General features: G+C 73.8%; 9 protein-coding genes. 7 read left to right on the top strand and 2 right to left on the bottom strand.

Going from position 1 to position 13,209, the window contains the following annotated elements; translation table 11 throughout:
• Position 1: 1 nt before the first annotated feature.
• The 7 genes from LZ495_RS12010 (at position 2) to LZ495_RS11980 (ending at position 9,299) form a co-directional block, all read left to right on the top strand.
• Entirely contained in the window at positions 2–1,072 is a 1,071-nt protein-coding gene (locus LZ495_RS12010; RefSeq protein ID WP_235052106.1) for an ABC transporter permease, read from the top strand.
• Positions 1,069–3,129 carry a dipeptide/oligopeptide/nickel ABC transporter permease/ATP-binding protein gene (locus LZ495_RS12005; RefSeq protein WP_235052105.1) on the top strand — a complete coding sequence of 687 codons (2,061 nt, stop codon included), beginning with the start codon at positions 1,069–1,071 and terminating at the stop codon, positions 3,127–3,129. The genes LZ495_RS12010 and LZ495_RS12005 overlap by 4 nt, the downstream gene beginning before the upstream one ends.
• A complete protein-coding gene (locus tag LZ495_RS12000; RefSeq protein WP_235052104.1) occupies positions 3,126–3,905 on the top strand; it encodes an ATP-binding cassette domain-containing protein in 780 nt (259 codons plus the stop codon). Before LZ495_RS12005 ends, LZ495_RS12000 begins: the two co-directional genes overlap by 4 nt.
• A gap of 79 nt (positions 3,906–3,984) precedes the next feature.
• The gene (locus LZ495_RS11995) at positions 3,985–4,992 is read left to right on the top strand and encodes an alpha/beta hydrolase (RefSeq protein ID WP_235052103.1); all 1,008 of its coding nucleotides are present in this window, start codon (positions 3,985–3,987) and stop codon (positions 4,990–4,992) included.
• Positions 4,985–6,487 (top strand): amidase, encoded by a 1,503-nt coding sequence (locus tag LZ495_RS11990; protein WP_443732542.1) that lies wholly within the window; start codon positions 4,985–4,987, stop codon positions 6,485–6,487. The genes LZ495_RS11995 and LZ495_RS11990 overlap by 8 nt, the downstream gene beginning before the upstream one ends.
• Positions 6,488–6,659: 172 nt before the next feature.
• Complete coding sequence (locus tag LZ495_RS11985) at positions 6,660–7,646, top strand: Lrp/AsnC family transcriptional regulator (protein WP_235052102.1); 987 nt, start codon at positions 6,660–6,662, stop codon at positions 7,644–7,646.
• Between the two features lie 258 nt (positions 7,647–7,904).
• Positions 7,905–9,299 (top strand): AMP-binding protein, encoded by a 1,395-nt coding sequence (locus LZ495_RS11980; protein WP_235052101.1) that lies wholly within the window; start codon positions 7,905–7,907, stop codon positions 9,297–9,299.
• 159 nt (positions 9,300–9,458) lie between these two features.
• Here the strand turns inward: LZ495_RS11980 and LZ495_RS11975 are convergent, their stop codons facing one another.
• Entirely contained in the window at positions 9,459–11,468 is a 2,010-nt protein-coding gene (locus LZ495_RS11975; protein WP_443732541.1) for a primary-amine oxidase, read from the bottom strand.
• Positions 11,465–12,928, bottom strand: coding sequence for an APC family permease (locus tag LZ495_RS11970; RefSeq protein ID WP_235052100.1), 1,464 nt, complete (start codon positions 12,926–12,928; stop codon positions 11,465–11,467). The genes LZ495_RS11975 and LZ495_RS11970 overlap by 4 nt, the downstream gene beginning before the upstream one ends.
• Between the last annotated feature and the right edge of the window lie 281 nt (positions 12,929–13,209).

Below are 13,209 nucleotides of genomic sequence, written 5' to 3'. Positions count from 1 at the left end.
CGTGGCACTCGCGAACCATCCCTCTGCGGCGGCGCCCGGGGGCGCCGCCGCAGGGCCTCCCGCACCCCCCGGCACGGCCGGCGCGCCGACCGCACCCGGCGGGCTGCGCGGCGTACTCGCCTCGCCCTGGCTGGTGTTCGCCATGCGGCGGCTCGGCGGCGTGGCCCTCGTGCTGACCGTCCTGGTCACCCTGACGTTCGCCATCGTCCAGCTCATGCCGGGCGACCCGGCGCGGGTCGCGGCGGGCAACAACGCCACCCCCGAGCAGCTCACCCAGATGCGGCACGACCTGGGCCTGGACAAGTCGGTCGCGGCGCAGTTCGGCGACTACGTCGCCGGGCTGTTCCGCGGCGACCTCGGGCACAGCTTCCAGACCGAGGAGAAGGTCTCCGACATCATCACGGACCGGCTCCCCTACACCGCCGAACTCGCCCTGCTGGGCGTGGCCGTGGTGCTGGTGGTCGGCGTGCCGCTCGGCATGGCGATCGCGGTCGCCTGCCGGGACGGGCGCCGCCGCAGGCTCGACGGCGGGTTCACACTCGCCACCGGCCTGGTCGGCTCGACACCCGAATACGTGCTCGGCACCCTTCTGGTGCTGGTGATCGGCATCCAGCTGGAATGGCTGCCGGTGGCCGGCGCGGCCACCCCGTCCGCACTCGTGCTCCCGGTGGTGGCGATCTCGCTCGGCCCCGTGTGCACGATCGCGCGCATCGTGCGCCGTGAGACATCCGTCGTCCTGGCCCAGGACTACCTGCGCACCGCGCGCGGACGCCGCCTGCCGGCCCGCCGGCTGTACCTGCGGCACGCCCTGCCCAACCTCCTGACCAGCACGCTCACCCTGGCCGGCCTGCTGCTCGCCGGGCTGCTCGGCGGCACCGTGGTCATCGAGAGCGTCTTCGCCTGGCCCGGCCTGGGCACGCGCGTGGTCGAGGCCATCACGCTGCGGGACCTGCCGGTCATCCAGGGCGTGGTCCTCGTACTCGGCGTCCTGGCCTGCCTGCTCAACCTGCTCATCGACATCGTGCTGGGCCTCCTGGACCCGCGCACCCTGTCCGGGAAGGCCGCGTCATGACCGCGACGAACCTGCTGCCCCGGAACCGGCGCCCGGCCGACGGCCCGTCGCCCGGCTCCGCGCGCACCAAACGCCGGCGCCGCCCCGGGCTGATGCTCACACTCGGCCTGACCGGGCTCGGACTGCTCGTCGTCCTCGCCGTGGTCGCCCCGTGGATCTGGGGGGACCGCGCCGAGGAACTCGGGCCGTCCGTGCACCTCGGGTCGTCCGGCGAGCACTGGCTCGGCACCGACGCCCTGGGCCGCGACATCTTCGCGCGCACCATGGTCGCCACCCGGCTGACCCTCGAACTGTCCGCGCTGGCCACGCTCATCGCGTCGACCGTCGGCATCACCCTGGGCACCCTGATCTGGGTCAGCGGGCCGCGCATCCGGGCCGTGGGACTGCGCGTGATCGACGTGATGATCTCGTACCCCGCGGTGATCCTGGCGCTGGCCATCGCGGCGATCCTCGACCCCGGACCGAAGGCCTGCGTGATCGCCATCGGTGCCGCGGGCAGCCCGTCGTTCGCCCGGCTGACCGCGAACCTGGCCGCCTCGGTGGCGGGCCGCGACTTCGTCGGCTCGGCACGGCTGCTCGGCGTGGGACCGCTGCGGCTGATGCGCCGCCACATCCTGCCGAACATCGCCGAACCGCTGCTGGTGCTGCTGTCGGTGTCGTACGCGCACACCCTGATGGCGCTGTCCGGGCTGTCGTTCCTCGGCCTCGGCGTGCAACTCCCGGACTACGACTGGGGGCAGCTGCTCGCGGGCGGCCTGCAGAGCCTGTACACCAACCCGGTCGAGGCGGTCGGTCCGGCCGTCGCCATCGTCCTGGCCGGACTCAGCGCGAGCTTCGTGGGCGACGGCCTGGCCGCCGCGGCCAACCGGTCGCGGCGTGCGGACGCACCGGCCAAGGCGACCAAGCCTGCCGAGGCGAACGCGGCCGCGGCGGTCGGCACCGCTCCGGCCGTCCCGGACGACGCCGTCCTGGTGGTCGACGACCTGCGCGTGCTGCGCAAGGACGGCACCGCGCTCGTGGACGGTGTCAGCTTCCACATCGGTGCCGCCGAAATCGTGGGCGTGGTCGGCGAGTCCGGCTCCGGCAAGAGCCTGACCGCGATGGCCGCGGCCCGGCTGCTGCCGGGCGGTCTGCATGCCACCGCCCGTACCGCGGAACTGCGGCACCCCGACTCGGCGGCCCTCGACCTGGTCGCGCCGGGCGCGGAGAACGCCGAGACCCGGCGCCGCCTCGCGGTCGAGATCGGCATCGTCTACCAGGATCCGTCGGCGTCCTTCAATCCGGCGCTCAAACTCGGCGGCCAGCTCACCGAGACGCTGCGCGTGCACCTGAAGGCATCCCGCCGCGAGGCCCGCGAACAGGCCATCGAGCAGCTGGACTTCGTCCGGCTCACCGACCCGGCGTCCCGGCTGCGGCAGTACCCGCACGAGCTGTCCGGCGGCATGCGGCAGCGCGCGATGATCGCCGCCGCACTGCTCACCCGGCCGCGGCTGATCATCGCGGACGAACCCACCACCGCACTCGACGTCACCGTGCAGGCCGAGGTGCTGCGCCTGCTCCGCGCCGCGAACGAACGCGACGGCACCGCCATGCTGTTCATCTCGCACGACATCGCGGTGGTCGGCGACCTGTGCGACCGCGTCCTGGTCATGTACGCGGGCCGGCTGGTCGAGGAACTGACCGCCGAGGACGTCCGCGAGGGGCGGGCCCGGCACCCGTACACCCAGGCGCTGCTGGCCGCGACACCGCGGCTCGACACGGCCGCGGCCGCACCCGCCGAGTCCGCCGGCGGCCCGGAGGCATCGGCCGGGGAGCCGGCATCCGCCGAACCCGTGCGCACCCTCGCCGCGATCCCCGGCCGGCCGCCGCAGCCCGACGAGCGGCCGCCCGGCTGCGCGTTCGCGCCGCGCTGCCCGCAGGTGCTCGCGGCCTGCCACGACACGCCGCCGCCGGTGCACTCCCCCGCACCGGGGCTGAGCGTCCTGTGCCACCTGGAGCAGGCCGGCGCGCGTACCGGAGAGACCGGCACGGACAAGCCGCTGGAGGCCGCCCGATGACGCCCGTCCTGCAGATCCACGGCGTCGACGTGTCGTTCGGGCACGGACCGCGCCGCAAGGACGTCCTGCACGGCATCGACCTCGCCCTGCCGCGCGGCCGCACGCTCGGCCTGGTCGGCGAGTCCGGCTCCGGCAAGTCCACGCTCGCCAAGGTGGTCGTGGGGCTGGTCCGGGCGTCCTCGGGACAGGTGTCGCTGGACGGCACCGACGTGACGCGGCTGCGCAGCCGGGCCGACCTCTTCGCGCTGCGCCGCCGCGTCCAACTGGTCCCGCAGGACCCGTACGCCTCGCTGAATCCGCGCATGACGGTCGGCGAGACCATCGCCGAGGCCATCGACCCGCGGCGCGGCGGCGCGGCCCGGCACCGCGCCGCGGTCGCCGAGCGGCTCGCCCAGGTCGCGCTGGGCGCGGACGCGGCGGACCGGTACCCGCACGAGTTCTCCGGCGGGCAGCGCCAACGCATCGCCATCGCCCGGGCGCTGGCCGTCGAGCCGGACCTGGTCATCGCGGACGAGGTGACCTCGGCGCTGGACTGCTCGGTGCAGGCCGAGGTACTCAACCTGCTCGCCGCACTGCGCCGGGACCTGGGCCTGACCATGCTCTTCATCTCGCACGACCTGGCCGTGGTCCGGCACGTCAGCGACGACGTGGCGGTGATGCACCACGGCCGGATCGTGGAGTCCGGCACCGCGCAGGCGGTGTTCGACACTCCGCGCGAGGCGTACACGCAGTTGCTCCTGGCCAGCGTGCCCGGCCGCCGCCGGGACGCCGCATGACCGGGCCCCGGGAACCGGGCCCGGTCCCGGCGTACTTCCGCTTCCCCTTCCAGCACAGCACTCGGGAGACGACCAGATCATGATCAGCCGACGCAGATTCCTCGCCCCGCTGGCCGCGCTCCCGCTCGCCGCCGCGCTCCCGGCCGGCCAGGCCCGGGCCCACGACGGATCCCCGGGCAGGACCCGGGACCGCATCCGCGTGGTGTCCGAGCGCCGCGACGGCCGCGTCCTGGACCTCACCGTCGCCTCGCCTGCGCTGGGCGGCGCCGAGGCGGTGGTCCGCCTGCTGCTGCCGCGCGGCTGGCAGCCGGGCACCCACCGCCGCTGGCCGGTCCTCTACATGCTGCACGGCGCCACCGGCGACCACCGCATGTGGAGCGAGCGCACCGACCTGCCGGAGATCACCGAGGACCGCGACGTGCTCGTGGTGATCCCGGACGGCGGGCCGTTCAGCTACTACTCGAACTGGTGGAACCACGGCTCCTACGGCGCCCCGGCCTGGGAGACCTTCCACCTCGACGAGATGCGCACCCTGCTGGAGCACAACTACGGTGCCGGGACCCGCCGCGCGATCGCGGGCCTGTCGATGGGCGGGCAGGGCGCGTTCAAGTACGCGGCCGCGCGCCCCGGCATGTTCCGGATGGCGGCGTCGTACAGCGGTGTGCTCAACACCACCGCGCCGCGCGTGGTGATCGGCGGCCCGTTCGGCGACACCGACTTCGCCACCGCGCAGGGGATGTTCATCGACGCCTACGGCACCGACCACCTGCGGTTGTGGGGCGACCGGTACAAGCAGGCCGCGGTCTGGGCCGCGAACAATCCCACCGACCTGGCCTGGCGGCTGCGGGGCATCCCGCTGTATATCTCGGCAGGGGACGGCAATCCCGGCCCGCTCGACCCGCCCGGCACCAAGTTCGACACCGGCGAGGCGATGTTCGGTCCCATGTCGAACGACTTCGTGGCCGCCGGACGCAGGCACCGGCTCAGGATGACCACTGCTCTCGGCCCCGGCACCCACACGATGCCGTACTGGCAGCACCACCTGCACAAGTCGTTCCCGATGCTCATGGATGTGCTTGGTGACTGAAGCGCTCTCCCGTACCGACCGCGGCGAACTCCCGGGCCCCGGCCCGGGGTCCGCCGGACCTCCGACTGCCGGACGCGGGTACGACGACGACGGGCTGTGCGATTTCACCGCACGGGAACTGGCCGCCCTGCTGGCGGCCGGCGAGGTGTCGGCGCGCGAGGTCGTCGGGGCGCACCTGCGGCGTATCGAGGCGGTGAACCCGGCAGTCAACGCCATCGTGACGCTGCTCCCCGAGCACGCGATGGACCAGGCCCATGCCGCCGACCAGTTGCAGGCCCGCGGCGGCGATCTCCCGCCGCTGCACGGGCTGCCGATGGCGCACAAGGACACCCACGACACCGCGGGGATCCGGACCACCTACGGCACGCCGCTGCTGGCCGACAACGTGCCGGCCCACGACGAGCTGATCGTCGAGCGCATGCGGGCCGGCGGGGCGATCACCATCGGCAAGACGAACGTGCCGGAGTTCGCGGCGGGTTCGCACACCTTCAACCGGGTCTTCGGGCCCACCCGCAATCCGTACGACCTGACCCGGTCGGCAGGCGGCAGCAGCGGCGGCGCGGCCGCGGCGCTGGCGTGCGGGATGCAGCCGCTGGCGGACGGCAGCGACATGGGCGGTTCGCTGCGCAATCCGGCGTCGTTCTGCAACGTCGTGGGGTTCCGGCCCTCGCCGGGCCGGGTGCCGACCTGGCCGGAGGACATGGCGTGGGCCACGATGGCCGTGCAGGGCCCGATGGCCCGCACCGTCGCGGACACCGCGCTGCTGCTGTCGGTCGTCGCGGGCCCGGATCCGCGGTCGCCGATCTCGTTGGAGACCCCGGGCAGCACGTTCCGCAAATCGCTGCACGCGGACGTGTCCGCCCTGCGGGTGGCGTGGTCGCCGGACCTGGGCGGCCTCCCGGTGGAGCGCCCGGTCGTCGCGGCCGTCGAGGACGCCGCGGCGGTCTTCGGCGAGCTGGGCTGCACGGTCGAGCGGGACTGCCCGGACTTCACCAGCGCCGAGGAGGTCTTCCGGACGCTGCGGGCCTGGCAGTTCGAGGCCGGGCTGGGCGGCGTGCTGGACCGGAACCCGGATGCGGTCAAGTACGACCTGGCCGAGAACATCCGGGCCGGCCGCGGGTTGACCGCCGCCGACCTGGCCCGCGCCGAGCAGCTGCACACCGCGCTCTACCACCGGGTGCGGCTGTTCTTCGAGCAGTACGACGTGCTGCTGCTGCCGGTCAGCCAGCTCGTGCCGTTCCCGGTGGAGTGGGAGTGGCCGCACGAGGTGGCCGGCGAGGCGATGCACACGTACCTGGACTGGATGCGGTCCGCGTACTGGGTCTCGGCTGCGGGCTGCCCGGCCCTGTCGGTGCCGGGCGGCTTCACGGCGGGCGGGCTCCCGGTCGGTGTCCAGATCGTCGGGGCGCCGCGCGCCGACCTGACGGTCCTGCGCGCCGGCTACGCCTTCGAGCAGGCCACCCACCACGCCGCCCGCAGGCCCGTTCTGCCCTGACTGCCCTGACTGCCCGAGGTACCCCGGGTATTCGATGAGTCCGGCGGGCCCGTGGTCCGTGCCGTCGCACGACGGCACCGACCACGGGCCCGCTCGGGCGCTATGCACCTGTTGTTTCGGTATCGGCCGCCGGGCGGTGGACGGGCGACGGATTTGGCCTCATCCTGGGCCCGTGGTCGAACAAACCCAGCACCAGACCGTCGATGCCCTGGACCGCCGCATCATCGGTGCGCTCCAGGTCGACGGCCGGGCGTCGTGGCGGCGTATCGCCGCCGCCCTCGACGAACCCGAGCGCACGGTCGCCCGGCACGGCGCACGGCTGCTCGAGCAGCGCGTGGTCGTGGTCACCGGGCTGGGGGTCCGCGGCGGCGCGGTCCTGGTCCGCGGGCAGTGCCTGCAGGCGGCGGCGCGGGTCGCCGCGGGGGCACTCGCGCGGCATCCGGACACGACGTTCGCGTACATGCTCACCGGTGCCGCGGACTGCCTGGCCGAGGTCATGTGCCCGGCCGGCCGCCTGGCCACCCTGACCCTCGACGAACTCCCCGGCATCCCCGGCCTGGTGCAGAGCACCACGCTGCCCGTGCTGCGCTACTTCCGGACCGTGCACGACTGGCAGCCCGGCATCCTCACCGCCGCCGAGGCCGACGCGGTCCGCGAGTACCCCCCGCTCACCCCGCTGCCCACCGACGACCGGGTGGCCGGGCTCGGGCGCGAGGAGCGCACCATGCTGCGCGCGCTGGCACTGGACGGGCGGCGCACGCACGAGGAGATCGCCCGCATCGCGGGGGTCTCCGAGCCGACCGCGCGGCGCCGGGTGGACTGGATGCGGCGTACGGGTGCGCTGCACATCCGCGCGGTGGTGGATCCGGCGGTGATCGGGCTGCCGGTGCAGGCGATCCTGTGGGTCAAGGCCACCCCGGCCAAGGTCGAGGCGGTCGGCGAGGCGCTGCTCGTCTCGCCGCTGGTGCGGTACGTCGCGGCGGTCATGGGCGAGCACCAGATCGTCGTGGACGTCACCGTGCCCGACCGCACCGCGCTGTACGAGTTCGTGACCCGGGCGCCGTGGGTGCGGCACACCGAGGCGATCGAGACGTCGCTCGTCATCCGCACGCTCAAGCGCAGCGGGGTGCTGAGCGACGCAGCCCCCGAGTTCGCCTGAGCCATCCCTGTCCCCGGCACCGCTGCGGTGCCGTGCGGGATTTCGCCTGCCCGGCGGCCGTTTCCGTCGGAATCCTGCATTCCGTTGTCGCGCCCCGGCGGCCGGGCCATTCTGGACGCCGCGCACGGTCCCGGACCGGGCGCGTCCGCCCCGCTCCACGGCCGGCGCGCTCGCCGCGCGGCCGGCCACCCTCCCGGAGTCCACGTGCCGCCGCATGTCGCCTCGTCCGCCCGTCCCGCCGGCCCGTACAGCGCCCCCGTGTCCGGCACCGAGCCCAGCGCGATCGAGGTCGCCGGGCGGAGTCTGAGCCGGGAAGACCTCGGTGCCGCCGCCGCGGCCATCGCCGACGGCATCGCCGGAGCGCCCGCCGTCGCGGTGCGCGCCACCGCGTCCCTGGAGACCGTCGCCGCGGTGCTCGCCGGGCTCACCTGCGGCGTGCCGGTGGTGCCGGTCCCGCCGGACGCCGGACCGCGCGAACGCGGGCACATCCTGAGCGACTCCGGGGCCACGCTGTTGCTCGATCCGGATCCGGCCGGCGGCGCCGCGCTCTGGGACGACGTCGACCTCGACATCCGGCCGGTCGACCTCGGCGCCCGGGCGTCGTCCCCGCACCCGGTGCCTGACCCGGCGAGCCCGGCGCTGATCCTGTACACCAGCGGAACCACGGGTCCCCCCAAGGGCGTTCTGGTGTCGCACCGGGCCATCGCGGCGGACATCGACGCGCTCGCCGACGCGTGGGACTGGACACCGGACGACGTCCTCGTCCACGGCCTCCCGCTGTTCCACGTGCACGGCCTGGTCCTGGGCGTCCTCGGCGCGCTGCGCGTCGGGTCGGGGCTGGTGCACACCGGGCGGCCCACACCCGCGGGCTACGCCGAGGCGGCGGGCCGCGGCGGCTCGCTGTTCTTCGGGGTCCCCACCGTGTGGTCGCGGATCGCCGAAGACGCGCCCGCGGCAAGCGCCTTGGCGTCCGCACGGCTGCTGGTCTCGGGCAGCGCGCCGCTGCCCGTCCCGGTGTTCGAGCAACTGGCGGCCCGCACCGGGCACCGGCCGGTGGAGCGGTACGGCATGACCGAGACGCTGATCACGGTCAGCACCCGGGCGAGCGGCGACAAGGCCCCGGGCACCGTCGGCACGCCGATCGCCGGAGTGTCGACGCGCCTGGTCGGCGAGGCCGGCGAGCTGCTGCCGCACGACGGCGCGACGGTCGGCGAACTGCAGGTCACCGGGCCGACCTTGAGCGACGGATACCTCGGGCTGCCGGAGGCGAATGCCGAGGCATTCACCGCGGACGGCTGGTTCCGCACCGGCGACGTCGCCACCATCGCGCCGGACGGCGGGCACCGCATCGTGGGCCGGGCGTCCACCGACCTGATCAAGAGCGGCGGCTACCGCGTCGGCGCCGGCGAGGTGGAGGGCGCGCTGCTGGCCCACCCCGGAGTGCGCGAGGCCGCGGTCGTCGGCGCGCCGCACGACGACCTGGGCCAGGAGATCGTCGCGTACGTGGTGGCCGACCCCGGCGTGGACACCGCGGCGCTGGGCGACTTCGTGGCCCGCACGTTGTCGGTCCACAAGCGGCCGCGGCGCGTGGTCCTCATGGCGGAGCTGCCGCGCAACGCGATGGGCAAGGTGCAGAAGAAGCAACTCGGCTGACCGGGCCGCCGCCGCGTACTGCCGTGCGGACCGGGCCCGGCAGCACGTGGCGGCCTGCGGTGCCCTGCCCGCGCGGACGCGGCGCGCACCCGGGCACGAACGTGAAGGACCGCGGAACCTCCGACTTCCCCCGGCGGTTCCGCGGTCCTTCGCCGCATGTCAGTGGCAGCAATCCCCCGTGCCTGCCTCGGCGGCATCCGGCGCGGCGGCGTGCCTCTTCGCCGTCGAGGGGACGTCAAGGGTCGGATTGCGGTCGAAGAAGCCGACCGGCTTGAGGGTGAATCCGGCGTAGTCCACGGGCATGACCGGCCAGTCCTCGGGCCGCGGGAAATGCGTCAGCCCGAAGGTGTGCCACAGCACGATGTCCTGGCCGTCGATGTCGCGGTCCGCGGCCGTCCAGGCGGGCAGGCCCGCGCCGCCGGGGTGCTGGTTGACCAGGTCGCCGGCCGGGAACCGCTCGGCCGGGTCGTACCGGGTGACCCACAGGTGCTTGGCGGCGAACGCGGCGCGCGCCCGGATCGACGATTGCTCGTCCGCCAGCAGCACCGGCAGGCCTTGCGGGTGCAGGGCGTACCCGACGTTCTGGCCGAGCCGGTTCCGCACCTCGGGGTTGACGATGTGCCAGACCCGGCCGCGGCTGCCGTCCGCGAGGCGGGCCGCCTCGGACTCCCGCGACAGCCGGGTGCGTTGCGCCCGGAAGCCGTTGCCGTACGGGTTGTCCGGACCGATCGGCGCGGGGACCGCGTCGACCTCGTCGACCGCGTTGGCGGTGCCGTCCACGGTCATGTCGAGCCGGGCGGAGAAGAGGTGCTGGTGGTACGGCGCGCCGAGGCCGGGGGCGATCTCGGTGGCGAAGTCGTGCGGCCCGTCCGGCAGCGCCGAGGTGAAGACTATGCCGGTGGCCTTGGACTCCAGCTGAATCGTGCCGTCCAGGTAGAGGTACCAGTAGAAGCCGTAGTCATAGTTGCCGATCGTGGTGAAGAAGGAGATCACCAGGCGGCGTTGGCGGCGGGTCTCGTTCGAGCCGGTGTAGAGGTCGGTGTGCTTCCACAGCACGCCGTAGTCCTCCTCGTGCATGCAGATGCCGTTGCGTATCGTGCGCGGCGCGCCGAGTTCGTCCGGCAGCACCACGTCGAAGTAGTGGATCTCGCCGAGGCAGTCGCAGCCGAGTTCGAGCGAGTTGGTGTACCGCCCGAACATGTACTCGCCGGTGTCGAAGTAGTTCTGCCAGTAGCGCACCGGCGAGGGGTCGGCGTACGGCACGACCATCTCGGCGATCGAGGCGCGGTAGACGAGCGGTCGGTCGCGGCCGCCGTCCCGGAAGCCGATCTGGTGCAGCGTCAGGCCCTCGCGCATGTTGAAGCCGATGCGCAGGCTCCAGTTCTCCCAGCGCACCAGGTTGCCTTCGACGGTGAAGCTCGGGCCTTCCGGCTGCGTGATCGCGATCGGCTTGAGTGTGGTGCGCTGCGTGCCGACGTAATCGGGGTCGTCGAAGTTGCCGCTCTCCGCGGGCACGGCGAGGACGCGGTCGTCGACGATGCGGGTGACGCGCCGGCTGGTGGTGTCGACGTACGCGGCGAGCCCGTCGACCGGATGCGCCCAGGCGTGGTCCGCGGGGTGGTTCTGGACGAAGCCCAGCGAGCGGATGATGCGGCGGCCGGCCTCGTCGGGGTGGCCGTAGGAGCCCGCGGAAAGCGGTACGGCCCGCACGGTGGCCGGGTCGATGCCGCGCTTGGCGAGGGCCGCGCACCAGCCCTCGTCGGCGTTGAGGATCTCCTCGATCGAGGCGAACTCTTCTTCCAGGATGGGCGGTTGCCCGTCCTTGACGGGGTCGATCGGGACTACGGCCGCGACCTCGGCGCGGGTCAGCGAAACGGTCGCTTCGCACGAGGCGCCGGTGGCCACGTCGAGGAGCAGGGCCTGGACGCGGCGGTCCGGCACCGGACCGCCGGCCGCGTGGGCGAGGACCTCGGCCTTGTGCGGTTCGCTGGGGCCGAAGTAGGCGAACCGCACGGTGTCGCCGAGCAGTCCGGCGGCGTCCAGGATGCCGCGGGCGGCGGATATCTCGTCCGCGGTCAGCATGGCGAGCGGATGCGGTGCGGGTGCCGCGGGTGCCTCAGGTGTCTCGAGTGCCGCCGTGGTCGGTCGGCGAGGATCGGTCAGGGTCACGGACGCTCCAAGGGTTTGACGCGGGAGAGCACGGCGCCGATCACGAACGCGGCGCCGAGCACGACTTCGATCACCGTCGCCCGGGTCTCCGAACCACCCACCAGAGTCGGGAAGTTGGCGACCACGGGGATCAGCAGGACGAGGAGGCCGGCGAGGCCGAGAAGCGGTGCGGCCAGGGTGTGCCACAGCCGCGTGTCCGCCCGGGTGCGGCGGAAGAACCGGATCACCGCGGCGCAGGTCAGGACCATCAGCAGCATGACCCCGAGCGTCGCGACGCCGCCGAGCCAGGTGAAGACCTCGGCGATCGGCTCCAGTCCGGCGGCCGCGCACGCGCCGACCAGGATCGCGGCGGTGGCGGACTGGACGAGCGAGGCGGCGTACGGCGAGCCGTGCCTGCCGTGCCGGCGGCCGAGCGCGCGGGGCAGCACACCATCGTTGCCGAGCGCGAACATGTAGCGGGCGAGCACGTTGTGGAAGGCCAGCAGCGCTGCGAACATGCTGGTCACCATGAGGATCTGCACGGCGTCGTCGGACCAGCTGCCCAGATAGCGCGCGGCGGTATCGGCGGTGAGCGTCTCCGGCGAGGTCCGGGCACGCTCCACCGCGTTGCGGTCGCCCCACGCACTGACCACGGCCCAGGCCGACACCGTGTAGAAGACGCCGATCAGGATCAGCGAGAGATAGGTGGCGCGCGGCACGGTGCGGTGCGGGTCGCGGGCCTCGTCGCGGAACACCGCGGTGGCCTCGAACCCGATGAAGCCGGCGATCGCGAACATGATCCCGATGCCGGGCGAACCGCTCGCGAACTCGTCCGGCCGCGCGAATGCGGTCGACATGCCGCCCTCGCCGCCGCGCAGCAGTACGGCGGCGTCCAGCGCCAGCACGATGCCGATCTCGGCGATCAGCAGCAACCCGAGTACCCGGCCGCTGAGTTCGATGTGCCGGAAGCCGAACAACCCGGCCACCGCGAGCATCGCCGCGGCCCACAGCCACCAGGCGAAGTCGGGTCCCCCGTGGTCGACGACCAGCATGCGGGTCGCCTCACCGGCAAACCCGTACAGGCTCACCTGGATCGCGGTGTACGACACCAGCGCGAGCATCGCGGCACCGAGGCCGGGCGCCCGGCCGAGCCCGCGCTCGACATAGGAGTAGAACGAACCCGCCTCGGCCACATGCCGCGACATGGCCGCGAATCCGGCGGCGAACAGGAGCAGGACGGCCGCGCACACCGCGAACGCGGCGGGGAACGCGGCACCGTTGCCGATCGCGATGCCGAGCGGCGCGGACCCGCCCACCACGGTCAGCGGCGCCGCGGCGGCGAGCACCATGAGGACGACGGACCGGGTGCCGAGCGCCCCTTCGAGCCGGCCCGGCCGCGGCGCGGCGGCCGGCTCGGCAGCCGGGCCGCCGGGCCGCGGGACGGAGGATCCGGCGGGTCTGGTGGGAGTTGCGTGCGACATGGCGGCTCCGCGGTGTCGGCGGCCGCCGGGCGGGCGGACCGGAACGGCCGCAGTCTGTCCCGCCGCGGTTTCCCGGCCGTCACGACGCGATCAACGCGCCGCGGAATGCAAGCGCGAATTCAGCCGCAGGAGTTACCACTCGCCATGTGCACGGTCGTCATCCGGGCGAAACACGCCGGCAGCACGCCCCGGCTAGCCTCCGGCCCACTGCACCCGCGCGCCGGACGAGGTACCGGAATTGCCCTGGGGTCCTGCCGCCGCCTCGCCTCGGTTCGGAAGCC

The sequence above is a fragment of the Yinghuangia soli genome (assembly GCF_021502675.1).
Lineage (GTDB): Bacteria > Actinomycetota > Actinomycetes > Streptomycetales > Streptomycetaceae > Yinghuangia > Yinghuangia soli.
This window is presented reverse-complemented; position numbering and strand designations above follow the sequence as displayed.

Bases quoted from the DNA above. Each gene is read 5' to 3' on its own strand.
- LZ495_RS12005 (WP_235052105.1), top strand. From the start codon at position 1,069: ATGACCGCGACGAACCTGCTGCCCCGGAACCGGCGCCCGGCCGACGGC.
- LZ495_RS12000 (WP_235052104.1), top strand. From the start codon at position 3,126: ATGACGCCCGTCCTGCAGATCCACGGCGTCGACGTGTCGTTCGGGCAC.
- LZ495_RS11995 (WP_235052103.1), top strand. From the start codon at position 3,985: ATGATCAGCCGACGCAGATTCCTCGCCCCGCTGGCCGCGCTCCCGCTC.
- LZ495_RS11970 (WP_235052100.1), bottom strand. From the start codon at position 12,928: ATGTCGCACGCAACTCCCACCAGACCCGCCGGATCCTCCGTCCCGCGG.